At 69.7% G+C, this 15,614-nt stretch carries 15 protein-coding genes and 1 pseudogene; 9 read left to right on the forward strand and 7 right to left on the reverse strand.

All coding sequences use genetic code 11. The features are described from left to right. Positions 1 to 72 precede the first annotated feature (72 nt). Positions 73 to 1,278, forward strand: coding sequence for a glycoside hydrolase family 10-like protein (locus PV350_RS12440; RefSeq protein WP_500333773.1), 1,206 nt, complete (start codon positions 73 to 75; stop codon positions 1,276 to 1,278). A 76-nt stretch (positions 1,279 to 1,354) separates the two neighbouring features. On the opposite strand, the gene PV350_RS12445 is transcribed toward PV350_RS12440, so the two are convergent. From PV350_RS12445 to PV350_RS12460, 4 genes and pseudogenes are all read right to left on the reverse strand, one after another. After that, a complete protein-coding gene (locus PV350_RS12445) occupies positions 1,355 to 1,558 on the reverse strand; it encodes a DUF1918 domain-containing protein (protein WP_499510881.1) in 204 nt (67 codons plus the stop codon). Between the two features lie 95 nt (positions 1,559 to 1,653). Further along, positions 1,654 to 2,397, reverse strand: a complete 744-nt coding sequence (locus PV350_RS12450; protein WP_499510880.1) for a nucleotidyltransferase domain-containing protein — start codon at positions 2,395 to 2,397, stop codon at positions 1,654 to 1,656. A gap of 32 nt (positions 2,398 to 2,429) precedes the next feature. Beyond that, positions 2,430 to 3,888: pseudogene (locus tag PV350_RS12455) on the reverse strand (aldehyde dehydrogenase family protein). A 427-nt stretch (positions 3,889 to 4,315) separates the two neighbouring features. Beyond that, positions 4,316 to 4,711: a DUF5997 family protein gene (locus tag PV350_RS12460; RefSeq protein ID WP_499510878.1), complete on the reverse strand. Its 396-nt coding sequence runs from the start codon at positions 4,709 to 4,711 to the stop codon at positions 4,316 to 4,318. A 59-nt stretch (positions 4,712 to 4,770) separates the two neighbouring features. On the opposite strand from PV350_RS12460, the gene PV350_RS12465 reads away from it, so the two are divergent. Beyond that, positions 4,771 to 5,529, forward strand: coding sequence for a LysR family transcriptional regulator substrate-binding protein (locus tag PV350_RS12465; RefSeq protein WP_500333750.1), 759 nt, complete (start codon positions 4,771 to 4,773; stop codon positions 5,527 to 5,529). Between the two features lie 408 nt (positions 5,530 to 5,937). Here the strand turns inward: PV350_RS12465 and PV350_RS12470 are convergent, their stop codons facing one another. After that, a complete protein-coding gene (locus tag PV350_RS12470) occupies positions 5,938 to 6,315 on the reverse strand; it encodes a nuclear transport factor 2 family protein (protein WP_499510876.1) in 378 nt (125 codons plus the stop codon). 329 nt (positions 6,316 to 6,644) lie between these two features. On the opposite strand from PV350_RS12470, the gene PV350_RS12475 reads away from it, so the two are divergent. The 5 genes from PV350_RS12475 (at position 6,645) to PV350_RS12495 (ending at position 11,511) form a co-directional block, all read left to right on the forward strand. Next, complete coding sequence (locus tag PV350_RS12475) at positions 6,645 to 7,487, forward strand: alpha/beta fold hydrolase (protein ID WP_499510875.1); 843 nt, start codon at positions 6,645 to 6,647, stop codon at positions 7,485 to 7,487. A gap of 208 nt (positions 7,488 to 7,695) precedes the next feature. Next, on the forward strand, positions 7,696 to 9,243 hold the full coding sequence (locus PV350_RS12480; protein WP_500333752.1) for an MFS transporter: 1,548 nt from the start codon (positions 7,696 to 7,698) through the stop codon (positions 9,241 to 9,243). Positions 9,244 to 9,409: 166 nt separating this feature from the next. After that, entirely contained in the window at positions 9,410 to 9,811 is a 402-nt protein-coding gene (locus PV350_RS12485) for a MerR family transcriptional regulator (protein ID WP_499510873.1), read from the forward strand. A gap of 75 nt (positions 9,812 to 9,886) precedes the next feature. Next, positions 9,887 to 10,636 carry an SDR family NAD(P)-dependent oxidoreductase gene (locus PV350_RS12490; RefSeq protein ID WP_499510872.1) on the forward strand — a complete coding sequence of 250 codons (750 nt, stop codon included), beginning with the start codon at positions 9,887 to 9,889 and terminating at the stop codon, positions 10,634 to 10,636. Between the two features lie 545 nt (positions 10,637 to 11,181). Further along, positions 11,182 to 11,511, forward strand: a complete 330-nt coding sequence (locus tag PV350_RS12495; RefSeq protein ID WP_499516775.1) for a winged helix-turn-helix transcriptional regulator — start codon at positions 11,182 to 11,184, stop codon at positions 11,509 to 11,511. Positions 11,512 to 11,742: 231 nt separating this feature from the next. Here the strand turns inward: PV350_RS12495 and PV350_RS12500 are convergent, their stop codons facing one another. Beyond that, positions 11,743 to 12,333 (reverse strand): TetR/AcrR family transcriptional regulator, encoded by a 591-nt coding sequence (locus PV350_RS12500; RefSeq protein WP_499510871.1) that lies wholly within the window; start codon positions 12,331 to 12,333, stop codon positions 11,743 to 11,745. Positions 12,334 to 12,648: 315 nt separating this feature from the next. Here PV350_RS12500 and PV350_RS12505 point away from each other — a divergent pair, with 315 nt between their 5' ends. Continuing rightward, positions 12,649 to 13,242: a TetR family transcriptional regulator gene (locus PV350_RS12505; protein ID WP_499510870.1), complete on the forward strand. Its 594-nt coding sequence runs from the start codon at positions 12,649 to 12,651 to the stop codon at positions 13,240 to 13,242. 207 nt (positions 13,243 to 13,449) lie between these two features. Here the strand turns inward: PV350_RS12505 and PV350_RS12510 are convergent, their stop codons facing one another. Next, positions 13,450 to 14,292 (reverse strand): alpha/beta fold hydrolase, encoded by an 843-nt coding sequence (locus PV350_RS12510; protein WP_499510869.1) that lies wholly within the window; start codon positions 14,290 to 14,292, stop codon positions 13,450 to 13,452. A gap of 517 nt (positions 14,293 to 14,809) precedes the next feature. On the opposite strand from PV350_RS12510, the gene PV350_RS12515 reads away from it, so the two are divergent. Further along, positions 14,810 to 15,415: a class I SAM-dependent methyltransferase gene (locus PV350_RS12515; RefSeq protein ID WP_499516774.1), complete on the forward strand. Its 606-nt coding sequence runs from the start codon at positions 14,810 to 14,812 to the stop codon at positions 15,413 to 15,415. Positions 15,416 to 15,614: the final 199 nt, after the last annotated feature.

The following is a 15,614-nucleotide window of genomic DNA, read 5'->3' on the forward strand; positions in this document are numbered from 1 at the left end:
CGTCCCCTCCGCCGCCCTCGCGTCCTCGCCGCGGGCGAGGTCGCGAGGGCGGCGGAGGGGACGGCCGGGGCGGTGGCCGGGGCGGCGACGGGCCCGGCCGGGGCGGCGACGGGCCCGGCCGGGGCGGCGACGGGCGGACCCGGCGCGCCGGGGCAGTTCCGCGGCATGTGGCTGGCGACGGTCGCCAACCGCGACTGGCCCTCGGCCCGCGGGCTGTCGGCCCGTCAGCAGCACGACGAACTCCTCGGCTACCTGGACCTCGCCGTCGAGCGGCGCCTCAACGCGGTCGTCATGCAGGTCCGGCCGACCGCCGACGCGCTGTGGCCGTCCCCGTACGAGCCCTGGTCGGAGTTCCTGACCGGTGTCCAGGGGCGGGATCCCGGCTGGGACCCGCTCGGCACGGCCGTGGCGGAGGCGCACGCACGCGGGCTGGAACTGCACGCCTGGTTCAACCCGTTCCGCGTCGCCACCCACGACGACCCGGAACGGCTCTCCCCGGACCACCCGGCCCGGGTCAACCCCGACTGGCTCGTCGCCTACGGCGGGAAGCTCTATTACAACCCGGGGATCCCCCAGGTGCGGCGCTTCGTGCAGGACGCCATGCTCGACGCCGTCCGCCGCTACCCCGTCGACGGGGTGCACTGGGACGACTACTTCTACCCCTATCCGGTCGCCGGCCGGCACTTCGCCGACGACGACGCCTTCACCCGCTACGGGGAGGGCTTCGACGACCTCGCGTCCTGGCGGCGTGGCAACATCGACCTGCTCGTCAGCGAGACCGCCGCCCGCATCCGGGCGCTCCGCCCCGCCGCCCGCTTCGGCGTCAGCCCCTTCGCCGTCTGGCGCAACCGCCGCACGGACCCGCGCGGCTCCGACACCCGCGGCGGGGTCCAGACGTACGACGACCTCTACGCCGACACGCGCGGCTGGGTCCGCAAGGGCTGGATCGACTACATCGTCCCGCAGGTGTACTGGCACATCGGCTTCGACGTCGCCGACTACGCCACGCTCGTGCCCTGGTGGGCCCAGGTCGTCGACGGCACCCGCGTCCAGCTCTACATCGGTGAGGCCCTGTACCGCGCGGGCGCCGCGGGCGAGGCCAAGCCCTGGCAGGACCCGGCCGAACTCTCCCGCCACCTCGAACTGGACCGGAAGCATCCCCAGGTGCTCGGCAACGTCTTCTTCTCCGCCAAGGAGGTCGCCGCCGACCCCATCGGGGCGATGTCCCGGGTCGTCGCCGACCACTACACGACGCGGGTCCGCACGCCCCGCCCCTGACCGGGGGCGCCATCGAGCGGGACCGCGGCCGCGTGGTGCGACGGCCGCGGTCCGGCACGATCCGGTGCGGAACGGTTCAGCGGGTCGGGGTCGCGCCCCGCCCGTGCTCCACCGTCGAGTCCGGTCCGGGGGACAGGATGCACTCGTGCCCGTCGTCGTACCGGACCCGGTACGGCGGCTCGCCCTCCTGCCCCATGACCTCGACGATCTCGGCCACCTTGTCGTGCTGGCCGACTACCCGCCCGTGCTGCCTGACCCGGTCACCCTTGTTCGCGTGCATCGGTAGACCTCCTGAGAACTCGGCGGTCCGCAGCCTTGCCCCTCCAGTCTAGGTTCGGGCGTCCGCTCCGCACCCTCTGGAACCCGGCCCGGGGCTCAGTCCGGCCGCAGGCCGAGTTCCGCCAGCATGCGCGGGTCGGGGGTGCGCCGGTAACCCGCCCACAGCGGGCCGCCACAGGCGTGCAGCACCGCGTCGACCGCCGCGGCGAAGGGCTCGCGCGGGCCGCCGCGGACGAGATCCCGGTAACCGCCGAGCAGGAGCCCCGCGAGCTCGGGCTCGGCCTCGCGCAGCCTGCGGGGCAGCCACTTGCCGCCACCGCGCCAGTGGCCGCGCGTGGCGAGCAGCAGCTCGGCGGAGCGGTCCAGCAGGGCGGCGGCCACGGCGAGGAGCTCCTCCTCGTCCCGGGCGCCGAGGAGGTCGTCGCGCAGGTCGGTGACGGCGTAGCGCCGGTGGTCGCGCTCGGCGTCCGGGACGGCGGGCGGGCCGGCGGCCAGGATGCGCTCCGCTGTGTCGCGCAGCCGGGCGGCGGTGCCGTCGCGGTCGAGCAGGACGACGCCCCGCGCGCACATGAACGCCATCGTGCCGCTGCCGCGGTCGCGGTCCCACCCCATGAAGGCACGCGCCGACTCGGAGGTGTGCACGAAGAGCTCGACCGGCCAGGAGCCCCAGGTGAACGATTCCGCGTGGCACCCGGCGGGCGGATCGAGGACGACGACCACGTCCAGGTCGGACGTCGCCGTCCCCTCACCGCGGGCCGTGGACCCGCCCAGGAAGCCGCCGAGGGCGTCGGGGAAGCGTTCTGCGAGCAGGGCGCGGGCCGCGCCGACCGGATCGTCCATGGCCGGACCCTACGCCCCGCTCGGCACGGGGTTCAGAACGGGTAGTGCGCCTGCTGCGTGGCCAGGGTGACCCAGCGGGTGTTGGAGAACGCCTCCAGGCCCCAGCGGCCGCCGAAGCGGCCGTAGCCGGAGGCCTTGAAGCCGCCGAACGGCGCCTGGTCGCCCGCCGGCTGCGCACCGGCATCGTGCACGTCAACGACCAGTCCGTGGCGGACGAACCGCGAGCCCGTGCGTGCCGTTCTCGGTGATGACGCCCGCGGTCAGACCGTGGTCGGTGTCGTTGGCCAGGGCCACGGCCTCGTCGTCGTCGGCGAAGGAGACCACGGTGACGACGGGGCCGAAGGCCTCCCCGTAGTAGACCTCCGCGTCCTTGGGCACGTCCCGCAGCACGGTGGCCGGGTGCACCGCGCCGTCCGGCTCACCGCCGCCGGTCAGCACGGTGGCGCCCTTGGCGACCGCGTCCCGCACCAGCTCCGCGACGCGCCGCGCGGAGGCGGAGCTCACCAGCGGGCCGATCACGGTGTGCGGGTGCGAGGGGTCGCCCGAGGGCAGCGTGCCGACCTTGGCGGCGAACTTGGCCGTGAACTCCTCGGCGAGGCTCTCGTGGACGAGGATCCGGTCGCCGGACATGCAGATCTGCCCGGAGTTGAGGAAGACGCCGAAGACGGCGGCGTCGACGGCGTAGTCCACGTCGGCGTCGTCCAGCACGACGATCGCGTTCTTGCCGCCGAGCTCCAGCACGGCGGGCTTGAGGTGGCGCGCGGCATGGGTGCCGATGATCCGCCCGACCTCGGTCGACCCGGTGAAGTTGACGATGCGGACCCTCGGGTCGGCGATGAGGGCCTCGGCGACCTCCGCCGCGTCCTCACGGGCGTTGGTCACCACGTTCAGCACCCCGTCGGGCAGCCCGGCCTCGCGCAGCACGTCCGCGACGAACAGGCCGCAGGCCACCGGGGCGTCCTCGCTCGGCTTCACCACCACCGTGTTGCCCGCCGCCAGCGGCGCGGCGACCGCGCGGACACCCAGGATGAGCGGGGCGTTCCACGGCGCGAAGGCGCCCACGACGCCGACCGGCTCGCGCACCGCCATGCCGAGGACGCCCTCCTCCTGCGCGCTCAGCACCTCACCGCGCGGCGCGGTGACGGCGGCGGCCACCTCGCGCAGGATGTTGGCGGCCAGCCCGACGTTGAAGTACGCCCAGGGGCGCGTGCCGCCGGCCTCGTGCGCCATGATCTCGGCGGCCTGCTCGGTGCGGGCCTCCAGCAGGTCGGCCGCTGTCAGGAAGATCTTGCGCCGTGCGAACGGGCTGAGCGCCGCCCACTCCGGGAACGCGGCCTCGGCCGCGTCCACCGCCCGGGTGATGTCCTCGGCATCCCCGGCGGCCACGGTCGCGTACACCTCCCCGGTGAAGGGGCTCACGTCCTCGGCCGTGCGTCCGGAGACGGCCGGGACGTCCTTGCCGCCGATCAGCAGTTCGCGGGTGATGGTCATGGCAGCCCCTGTCTGGCACGCGAACGCCTTCGTTCGCACAGTGAACTATCGTTCATTGAACGTTTGAGCACTGAGTCTGCGACGCACCCACCGCGCTGTCAACGGACCGGAACGTGCTTTGTGAGGGTGGCCGGAGCCCGCCCGCGCCGGGGTCCGGCCTTCGCTCCGCGAGGCCGCGGTGGCCTGCGCCCGGCCCGCCGGAAGGCCGGGACGGCGCTCGGGCCGCGGCTCCGGAAGGTGGGTCCCCGGCGCTTCGTGAACCCGACGCGGGGGGAGACGGCGCCTGCGAGGGCGCCGGTCGGCCGCCTGGCGGACGGCGCCGGTACCCCCAACGGTGCCCAAGCCGTCGGTGGGTCCGGGTGGCGTGCCGGAACGACGCCGCCCCGCGCGGTGGGCGCGGGGCGGCGTACGGCGGCGAGAGGGGGCGTCAGGCGTCGGCGCCGTCGGCGCGCTCCGCGTCGCGCTCCTTGAGGCGGGCGGCCTCCTTGCGGACCTCGGCCTGGGTGGCGCGCTCCTTCTGCAGCCACTCGGGCTCTTCCTGCTTCAGGGCCTCGATCTGCTCCGTGGTGAGCGCCTCGGTGACCCCGCCGCGGGCGAGGCCGGAGTTGGAGATGCCCAGCTTCGCCGCCACCACCGGGCGCGGGTGCGGGCCGTTGCGGCGCAGCTCCCGGAGCCACTCGGGCGGGTCGGCCTGCAGCGCGTTCAGCTCGTCGCGCGACACGACGCCCTCCCGGAACTCGGCGGGGGTGGCCTCGAGGTACACACCCAGCTTCTTCGCCGCCGTGGCGGGCTTCATGGTCTGGGCGGATTGGTGCGACGTCATGCCCCAAGGATATCGATCGCGGGAGCGGTCCCCGACCGGCGCCGGGGTAGCCTGGCCGGATGACCGGCTCGGAAGCTCCCCCCTCGTTCCGCCTCGCCTACGTCCCGGGCGTGACCCCCGCCAAATGGGTGCGGATCTGGCAGGAGCGGCTGCCGGACGTCCCGCTCGAGCTCGTCATGGTCACGGCCGCCGAGGTCCCCGGGATGCTCCGCGGCCTCGACGCGGACGCGGGCTTCGTACGGCTGCCGATCGACCGGACGGACCTCAGCGCCATCCCCCTCTACACGGAGACGACGGTCGTCGTCGTCCCCAAGGACCACCTCGTGGCGGCCGCCGAGGAGGTGTCGCTGGCGGACCTGGCCGACGACGTGGTGTTCCACCCCCTCGACGACACCCTGGAGTGGGAGCAACTCCCCGGGCGGCCCGCGATCGAGCGCCCGGCCACGACCGCGGACGCGGTCGAGCTCGTCGCGGCGGGCGTGGGGGTGCTCGTCGTGCCGCAGTCGCTGGCGCGTCTGCACCACCGCCGCGACCTCACCTACCGCACGGTCGTCGACGCCCCGCAGTCGCGGGTCGCCCTGTCGTGGCGCGAGGACACCACGACCGACCGGGTCGAGGACTTCATCGGCATCGTGCGCGGCCGCACCGTCAACAGCACCCGCGGTCGTACCCAGGCCCAGGCCCAGCCGCAGCCGAAGAAGCAGCGCCCCGAGGAGGGGGCGGCGCGGCGCAAGCCCGCGGCGGGCAGGTCGTCCGGCCGTACGTCCGCCAAGACCCCCCGCCCCGCGAAGCGCGGCAAGCCCCGCCGCCGGTCGTAGACGCGGTGAGGGCGGGCACGGACGATACGGCCCGGATCCCGCCGGAGCGGGGAGGCGCCGGGCCGGGCTCCGTCGCCCCGGCGGGCTGACCTGCGGAAAGTTCGCCCAGTGTCCGGAACCCTGAATGATCGTCTCGGTCGGCGTGTCAGGCCGGGGCCGCCAGCCTTCGCTCCGCAGATGGTGTTCTCTCCTTCGGGTCGGGGTTCTGTCGCACGCTTCACGGTTCCGGGCTCGTGGACGCCGCGCGCCCTGGTGCCGGGCGCGACGGTGGACCGCGCCGGCGAAGCCCAGCAGGGCGGTCTCACCCTGGTCCGCTGCCGTATGACAACGGCGAAGGGCCGCATCTCGCCCCCGGACCACCGAGTGGGAGTACGGCCCTTCGGGACGTAGGTCTGGCCGGCGTAGTGCCTACTGGCCGAAGACGACGTCGGACGGGCCGTTGTAGGCGTTCATGTGAGTGATCAGCCCGGACTCGTCGAACTCCATGACGTCTACCGACCGGACCTCGACGGGTGCGCCGTCGACGACGGCCCTGACGGTGAAGGCCATTGCCGCCGCGGAGCCGTGCGACGTACGGATCGGGGTGTCCAAGGTGAACGTCGACCCTGCAGGCACCTGGTCGAACATCTTGGGCAGGCGCTCGGCGGCATCGGCGACGCCGGTGCCGACAGGGTCCTCCAGCGTGGCGCCGTCCGCGAACAAGGCGACGGCGCCGGCGACGTCGTGGTTGTTGAGCGCGTCCAGATACCTCTGCAGGGCTGCGCGCATGTGCTCTTCGGTGGGCATGGTGCCTCTCCCTGGAACTCGTGTGGTCAAGTGCGAGTGAGCCTCGCCTTCAGCATCCTAACCGAGATTCAAACCTTGTTTGCAGGTTAGAGCTGCAATGGCTAGGCTGACACTCAGTATCAAGTAGGGTTGCCGGTGTCGCTCAGGGGTTTCCAGGTCAGGCCACGTCGCGGACGCGGCGAGGAATCCGGGCGGCAGCACCTGGCACGAAGACGCCGGGTCGTCGCCAGTGCGACGGACCGCCCAGGCAGTGGCATCGGCAGCAGAGCCGCGTCGTGCACGTCCTCAACCTCCGGCACGTTGCCGGGATCACAACAGGAGAACCAACCATGCTCGAAGGATTCGAACACGGCTACGCCGAGGTCAACGGAACCCGTCTTCACTACGTCATCGGCGGTGAAGGCGAACCCCTCGTCCTCATGGAGGGATGGCCCCGCACGACACACGCTCTTCGCGGGGTCATGGCCCCGCTGGCCCAGCACTTCCGTGTCATCGCCGTGGACATCCGGGGCATGGGCGAATCGGACAAGCCTGCCGACGGCTACGACAAGAAGAACATGGCCAAGGACGTCCACGAACTGGTCCGCAGCCTGGGATATGAGCAGGTCAACATAGCCGGCGGAGACATGGGCTCCACGGTCGCCTACAGCTTCGCTGCCAACCACCCCGAGGCCACCAAGAAGCTGGCCGTCTGGGAAGGTGCCACCTTCACTCCTGCCCACCTCGGGATCCCCGCATTCCCCCAGCCGGGCGGATGGAACCCCTGGTGGTACTCGCTGAGCCACATCGACGAACTGCCCGCGAAGCTCCTCGCCGGACGATTCCGGCACGTGATCGACTGGGCCATCGACCACTTCGCGGTCCACCCCGAGAAGATCAGCGAGGAAGACCGGGCCGTCTACGCGGCGGCCTACGACGACCCCGACGCGATCAGGGCGGCTTTCGCCTGGTACGGCGCGATCCACCAGGACCTGGCCGACAACGAGACCTACTCCAAGCTCACCATGCCTGTCCTGGCACTCGGCGGCCCGCTCGTCATCGGCGCCATCGAGGGAGCGGTGAAGGAACTCGCCATCGACACCCGCTTCGTCACCGTCCAGGACACCGGCCATTACATGGCAGAGGAGCAGCCCGAAACCCTTGCCGCCGAACTCCACAAATTCTTCGCCTGACAGCCGTTCCTACCCTGCGCGGCAGGACGGACCGGGCCGGGGTTCGCAGACCGGGGACCGTCGCTCCGGAGGATCCGCGGCACCCCTGACCACAGGCCAATGAGCCGGGGGCCGCGACACGGTCCCCTCTCCCGGACATCCGTGCGCACCCGCCCCTTCCGGCTCCAGCAGTTTCCTTCCGCAACGAAGTCCCGAAGTGGGTACTCCCATGTCACATGCAGTTACCAAGGCTCCCCGAGCCGCCGCGCCGAGCGGCAGTGACGCCGACCGCTGGAAGGCGCTGATCTTCATCGCGCTCGCCCAGCTGATGGTCATCCTCGACGCCACGATCGTGAACATCGCGCTGCCCTCAGCCCAGGGCGACCTGGGGATATCGGACGGCAACCGGCAGTGGGTCATCACGGCCTACGCTCTTGCCTTCGGCGGCCTGCTCCTCTTCGGCGGCCGTATCGCCGACCTGTGGGGCCGCAAGCGCGCCTTCGTGTTCGGCCTGATCGGCTTCGCCCTCGCCTCCGTGCTCGGCGGGGCGGCTACCTCGGGCCCGATGATGTTCGGCGCTCGTGCTCTGCAGGGCGTCTTCGGTGCCCTGCTGGCCCCCGCCGCGCTCTCCCTGCTCTCGGTGATGTTCACCGACGCCAAGGAGCGCGCCAAGGCGTTCGGCATCTTCGGCGCCATCTCCGGTGGTGGCAGCGCGGTCGGCCTGCTCCTCGGCGGTTTCCTCACGGAGTACCTGGACTGGCGCTGGACGTTCTTCGTCAACGTCCCCTTCGCCGTCGTCGCCTGCGCAGGTGCCTACTTCGTCATCCGTGAGCCCGAGGGCGGCAGCAACCGCTCCCCTCTGGACATGCCCGGAGTCGTCCTTTCTGCCCTTGGCCTGGTCTCCCTCGTCTACGGTTTCACCCGCGCCGAGTCCGCCGGCTGGGGCGACGCCGTCACCATCTCGATGTTCGTGGCGGCCCTGGTGTCGCTGAGCGCTTTCACGCTGATCGAGTCCAAGGTCAGGGCGCCACTGCTGCCACTGCGCGTGGTCACTGACCGCAACCGGGGTGCCGTCTACATCTCGCTCGGCCTCGCTGTCATCGGCCTGTTCGGCCTGTCCCTCTTCCTGACCTACTACCTGCAGGTCGTGAAGGGCTACACCCCGATCAAGACTGGTTTCGCGTTCATCCCCATGGTGGCCGGCATGATCACGGGTTCGACCCAAATCGGCGCCCGCCTGATGACCCGCGTCCGGCCCCGTCTGCTCATGGGCCCCGGCTTCCTGGTCGCCGGCATCGGCATGCTGCTGCTCACCCGGTTGGAGACCGGATCGACGTATGCCGCTCTGCTGCTGCCTGCGACAGTCTTGCTCGGCCTCGGCATCGGTACGGCGTTCATGCCCGCCATGTCCCTCGCCACACAGGGCATCCAGCCTCAAGACGCCGGCGTCGCCTCCGCCATGGTCAACACCTCGCAGCAGGTCGGCGGCGCGATCGGCACAGCCCTGCTGAACACGATCGCCGCCTCCGCAACGACATCGTTCGTCAAGGACCACGCTGCCAGCGCAACCTCAAAACCGCAGGCGCAACTGGTCCAGCTCCAGGGCATGGTGCACGGCTACACCTCGGCGATCTGGTTTGCCGTCGGCATCCTGGCGCTCGCCTCACTGATCGCCTTCGCTTTCGTCAATGCCAACCGTCCGGGCTCCGCCTCGGCTTCTTCCGGTGACGGCGAGGACGCGCAGGATCAGCTCGTGGTGCCGGTCGTCGCGCACTGACCACCGGCCACTGGCTCAGCGGACGGCCGCCGCGTAGTCGCACTCGGGCAGGCGCTGTGATGGGCGAGCGCCGTGGAGGGCAGCCCGAAAGGGAATCCTGAGTTCGCGCAGGAAACGCTTTTGGCCATGCTGCCGGAACAGCGCATCTGGAGAGACGATCACCGTGATGACGATCGGCGAACTTGCCGAAAAAGCAGGAGTTACGCCACGCATGCTCCGCTATTACGAACAGCAAGGGCTGCTCACTCCGGGGCGTGGAAGCAACAGCTACCGGCTGTACGAGGATACGGCCGTGGAGCTGGTAGTGCAGATACGCGAGCTCATTGAGTCAGGACTTCCGTCGCGTCTTCTGCGCACCGTGCTGCCCTGGCTCGGACACCAGGATTGCAATGCTCAGGTCACCTGCGATGCCCTGAGCCACGAAGAGTTTGCCGCGCTGCGGGAGCACATCCGCAGCATAGACCGCCGCATCGAGGTGCTGTCACGCAACCGCACCGCCATCAGGGATTATCTCCGCCTCATGAGCGCGGACACGCGTGGTGACGGACGTCACAGCGGTCAAACTTGACCTTGACACTAGCGTCAATCTTTAGCCTCCAATGAGTACGCGCAAGCCATTTGAATTGCATAAGGAGATATCGTCATGCCCAAGGCATTGACAGGACGGACCGCGCTCGTGACCGGAGGGTCGCGCGGTATCGGTGCCGAGATCGCCCGTGGCCTGGCGCGCGAGGGGGCAAGTGTTGCCATCACTTACCGAAAGTCGCGCGAGCAGGCCGAAGGCGTCGTCGCCGAACTGGTTGCCCTGGGGGTGAAGGCATTCGCTCTGCAGGCGGACCAGTCCGCTCCCCAGGAAGCAGCGGCCGCCGTCCACCAGGCCGCCGAGCAGTTCGGCGGACGAATTGACGTCCTGGTGAACTCCGCCGGAATCGCCGTCACCGGCGGAGTCGGTCAGTTGGACGACCTCGAAGGAATCCAGCAGATGATGGCCACCAATATCATGGGAACCATCGCCACGACGCATACCGCGGCTCGCTATCTGTCCGACGGCGGGCGGGTCATCTTGCTGGGAAGCATCGTCGCCCACCGGATCGTCGTTCCTGGCGCTGCGGAGTACGCGGCCAGCAAGGCCGCGATCGACATGCTGGGACGCGGGTGGGCGCGTGACTTCGGCCCGCGTGGCATCACCGTCAACGTCATTCAGCCCGGAGCGACCGACACCGACATGAATCCTGCGGACGGCCCGTTCGCCGCAGCCCAGGTGGCAATGACGCCCCTCGGCCGCTTCGGTACGACCGACGACATCGCCAAGGCGGTCGTCTTCCTCGCGAGCGGGAACGCCGCGTTCATCACGGGCGCGCGATTGACCGTCGACGGCGGAGCCAGCATCTAGCCCGGGAGCAGCAAGCCCAGCGTGCGGGGCTCCGGTGCCCCAAGGACGGCCCATGGCACCGGAGTCCCGCCGTAGCCGAGTCTGTCCATACATCCGTCCTCGGCCTGCTCCAGGCCCAGCGCGACGACTTCGGCGCCCACACCTACCGCCACAACATCCCGACGTCCCACAAGGGCCACTCCGCGAGTGGCCTCCCGGACCGGGGCCGCATGAGCGGAGACGGCCCCGATCGCGCTCATCCCGTGGGGACGAGGATGCGGCGCGACCCCGGGTCCGGCGGCCGGAAGACCCCGCGCCGCCGGACCCGAGGACATCGGTGAAGCCAGGCCGGCGACTGCACTCCGCGGCCGACCGGCCACGCCCGGCCTGGTCACCGGCAAGCGCAACACCACCTACTCGCACTGCAGCGAGCTGAGCGCGTCCGACATGCGACGGCCCGCACGCTCTCGTACTCCGTCAACAGCACGCTCACTTGCAGGAAGGCATACGTCGTGGGACACACGGAGCGCACCGCGCATCAGTGCGCGGCTGTCAGCTCGGGCCTGATGCGCAGCTTCGAGCTACTCGGAAAACGATGGAACGGGCTGATCATGGCGGCACTCATGCAGCACCCTGCACACTTCGCTGCGTTGCGCCGTTCGATCCCCGGCATCAGCGAGCGCATGCTCTCCGACCGGCTCACCGAGCTCGGAGAGGCGGGCTTGCTCGTCCGCGAGGTCGACCCTGGTCCCCCGCTACACGTGAGCTACCGACTTACCCAGGCCGGCGAAGCACTCCGTCCGGCCCTTCGGGAACTGCGCTCCTGGGCGAAGGAGTATCTGTTCGACGATGAGGACGCCGCCCGAGCCGACGGCGAACTGGCCCTTTGCCGCTGACCGGCGCGACGACAGGACGCCGCTCTCGCAGCGATACGCCACGTCGTCCCGGTCCTCCGGCGCCGTGGAAGCGCCCGCACCCGCGCCAAGGGCCAAGGCCGTCGGGCGAGGGCGGCCTCTGCGGCTGGGGGGGCGATCAACACCGTGGTGGCGCTGGCCGCGACGGTGTTGGCCATCGCGGAGGCGACACCGGCGTTACGCGGCTTGCTGGGAAGGGGTCACTTCACAGTGTCACGCGGAGGTGAGCGCTGCGAAGGCGTCGTCGGTGAGGGTGTCGAGCGCGACTCGTGTGTCGACCTCGACCCATTGCTCCAACGCGACCGTCACGCACTCCATGGCTGCCGCAACACGCACGTGCGCGGCCAGGGGGGACATGCCCTCGGAGGCGGAACGCTCGACGAGTACTTCTGCCAGGGCGGGGCGCCAGCCGAGCTGCTTCTCTCGGAGGCGGGCAACGAGCGCGGGTGTGTTCTGTACCAGGCGCAGCAGCGCGAGTGTGTCGGCGGGATTCTTGTCGAAGTACTTGATGGCGGGATCGACAGCCCGCCGTAGCGACGTCCAGCTGTCCTCGTCGGCGGGCCGGGTCCGCAGGGCGTCGGCCATTTGGTCGCCGAGGGGATCGAAGCCGCTGAGGACGACCTCCTCCTTGGTCCCGAAGTAGCGGAGGAAGGTGCTGCGGGACACCCCGGCCGCCGCGGCCAGGTCGTCGAAGGTCACCTTCTCGAAGGATTCGCGGTGGAACAGGCGGAACGCCACCTGGGCCAGCTCGCTACGAACGGCATTGCGCGCGATGTCCCGTGTCTTTGCCCGCGTCGTATCCATCCCACCATCGTACTTCACAACAGCCACTCGCTTGCCAGACTGGACCTTGATGGCTTGACTGATACTTAGTCGCAGATACGGGCATGGGTTTTTCCTGTGCATTTGCGGTTGCCTGTTTGTGGGTGACGCCCGCGCTTTCCTGGGACCCCTCGGTGAACATGAGGTCCTCCCGCAGGTCGGTTCCGGAGGCGGGGTGTCGCCGGTGACAACCGCCGGCTTCCCGGATCGCCAAAATTGAGTGTGATACTGAGCGTCAAAATAGCTATTGGAGGGCACACTTGCAAGTGAGTGGCTGCCGCGGGCTAAAATCATCACGTGAACACGACACGGGACATCGCGCGCAACGCTGTTCGCCTCGAGCTGGCCGAGGTGGCGATCGGGTTGTTCTGCAGCCGCGGCTTCGAGGAGGCCACCTTCGACGATCTGGCCGCGGCGGCCTGCGTGTCCCGCAGCACCTTTCTGCGCTACTTCGGGACCAAGGAGGACGTCGTCCTCAGCGTCCTGGACCCCTTGGGTGATCTGATGTCCGAGGAATTGCGTTCGCGGCCCGCCGACGAAGAGGAGTGGACGTCGCTGCGACGGGCCGTCGATCCCGCCATCGAGTACTTCTCCCGCAACCCCGCCGACAGTCTCGTGCTGCTTCGCCTCACTCAGACCACACCTGCCCTGGCCGGTCGCCTGTGCGAGAAGCAGGCCAACTGGCGCCCGGCCCTGGCGGAGATCCTTGCCGCACGCACATCCCCAGGGAACGCGACGCTCCTGGCCTCGCACGTGCGCGCAGCGGCCGCCCTGCACTGCCTGGGCATCGCGGCAGAGCATTGGACCAACGCCGAAGCGCGCCTCCCCCTCGGAACCCTCGTCGATCAAGCCTTCGCCACCTTCACTGCTCCGCGCCCTGTCACGGCGTGAACTCTCGGGACGCCGCAACGTTGCCGTGCAGGCGGCGAGGGGTCATGGCGCCGGCCGATCCGCTCCGTGGCCAACAGCGGGCCGACCAACGCCGGACCCTGGAAGCCATCGCGTGGAAGTACCGTGCCTGCTCACCCCGGCGGGAGCTCCCAGACTGTCGAGTCGTCCTCGCGGTGCCCGGGAGCACCGCGAGGACGAATCCGGTTGTCAGCCGAAGAACTTCTGCAGTTCGGCGGCGAGTGCCTCCGGCTGCTCCTCTGCCAGGTAGTGGCCGGTGTCCTCGATGGTGACGAAGCGGGTGTCGGTGGCCCTGGCCCGCACTGCCCCCTCGATGGCGCCGATGACAAGCGGGCCGCCCAGTCCGAGGACGGGCATGGTCAACTTCGGGTAGGTTTCGCCGTCGGCGAGATCCTGATGGATCGCGGCGTACGTGGCGAAGGACGCCCTCACCGCTTCGGGGTCGTCGTACGCCGCCGCGTAAATGGCGCGGTCCTCCTCGCTGATCTTCTCGGGGTGGACCGCGAAGTGGTCGATCGCCCAGTCGATCACGTGCCGGAACCGCCCCGCGAGGAGCTTCGCGGGCAGGTCCTCGACGTGGCTCAGCGAGTACCACCAGGCGTTCCACCCACCCGGCTGAGGGAAGGCGGTGATGGCGAGGTGGTCCGACGTGAACGTCGCCCCCTCCCACACCGCCAGCTTCTTGGTCGCCTCCGGGTAGTTCGCGGCGAAGCTGTAGGCGACGGTTGAGCCCATGTCTCCGCCGGCGATGTTGATCTGCTCGTATCCCAGGCCGCGAACGAGTTCGTAGACGTCCTTCGCCATGTTCTTCTTGTCGTAGCCGCCAGCGGGCTTGTCCGATCCGCCCATACCGCGGTAATCGACGGCGATGACCCGGAAGTGCCGGGCCAAGGGGGCCATGATCCCCTTGAGGGCGTGCGTGGTGCGGGGCCAACCCTCCATCAGGACGAGCGGCTCCCCTTCGCCGCCGATGACGTAGTGAAGGCGGGTTCCGTTCACCTCGGCGTAGCCGTCTTCGAATCCTTCAAGCATGGTCGGTTCTCCTGTCGTGGTACCGGCAATGTGCCGAGAAGGTGATAAATGCGCTGATAAGACGCTGCCGAGCACGGACTTCCGGCAGTGCGGTTGACGTGCAGCCGACCTGGCTGCGCGGCCTTGGGGGCAGGCGGCATCGGTACCGACGTGGCCCCGGTGTCGCTGGCTGCGGCCCTTGATCGTTCGCTGCGCCCGCGGAGTGGCGCGGTATCGCATGGCGACACTGGCGTCGACTGGGAAGCTCGATGGGAACCGACTCCCTCATCTGACGCTGAGTGTCACTATAGCCATCAAGACACAATGTTGTAAATGGGTGCCGGATGCAGGCTAAGATACCCATCGAGAGTCTTACTCTCACATGATCGCTTGAGTCTCAAGAAGGGGCGACATGCCTACCGAAGAGCCGTACCCGGACGCGCTCAACGGGACTTCGCCGCGGGAACTCGGCGTCGGCTTTCCCTGGCATTCGAGGGCGATGGCAGAGCGATCGTTCCGCTTCATTAGCCTTGCCGTCATGAATCGCTGGGAAGAGCTGACGGGTGGGAGCTCCGGAGAGGACTACGCCGCGCGTCTTGCGGTCGTGGCCGACAGCGGCAAGGACATGCATGGTGAGGCGCGATTCTGCGCCGCGCTCGTGCCCGCGGGAGCGCGGGTGCTGGACGCCGGGTGCGGTACCGGACGGGTCATGATCCGGCTCGCGGAGCTCGGGTATGACTGTGTCGGGGTGGACCTCGACGAGTCCATGCTGGCGGTGGCCCGCAGGGAAGCGCCGGAGCTGACGTGGATCCGGGCCGACTTGACCGATTTCGCCCCGGCTGATGTTCATGCCGCTGCGGGCTTCGACCTCGTGGTCGCCGCCGGCAACATCTTCCCGCTTCTCGCCACCGGTACCGAAGCGGCGGCCGTCAGCCGACTGGCCGCGGTGCTGCGCCCGGGAGGTCTGTTCGTCTCCGGATTTGGCTTGGACGAGGGCCACCTGCCGGTGCCGCCGAGCATCACGCTGCCGGAGTACGACACCTACTGCGCTGCGGCGAGCCTCGCCTTCGTCGACCGCTTCGCCACCTGGGACGCCGACCCTTATGAGGGCGGTGGCTACGCAGTCAGCGTCCACCGGCGCTGAAAGCTCCCGGAGATGTCGGTGGTGCACAATCCGGCGTTGCCCCGCGCCGGTGGTGGTGGCCGGTCCGGATGGCGACTTGCCGTGGCCCTGATCCTCACCGGATAGGACACGGTCCGGGGCGAGCGCCTGTGCCCAGTGTTCCCGGCCACACGAGTCGTCTCGGCATGTTCACGTGGTAGTGCCGGGTTCGGAGTGAGGG

This window comes from Streptomyces sp. PA03-6a, from assembly GCF_033792765.1.
Taxonomy (GTDB): domain Bacteria; phylum Actinomycetota; class Actinomycetes; order Streptomycetales; family Streptomycetaceae; genus Actinacidiphila.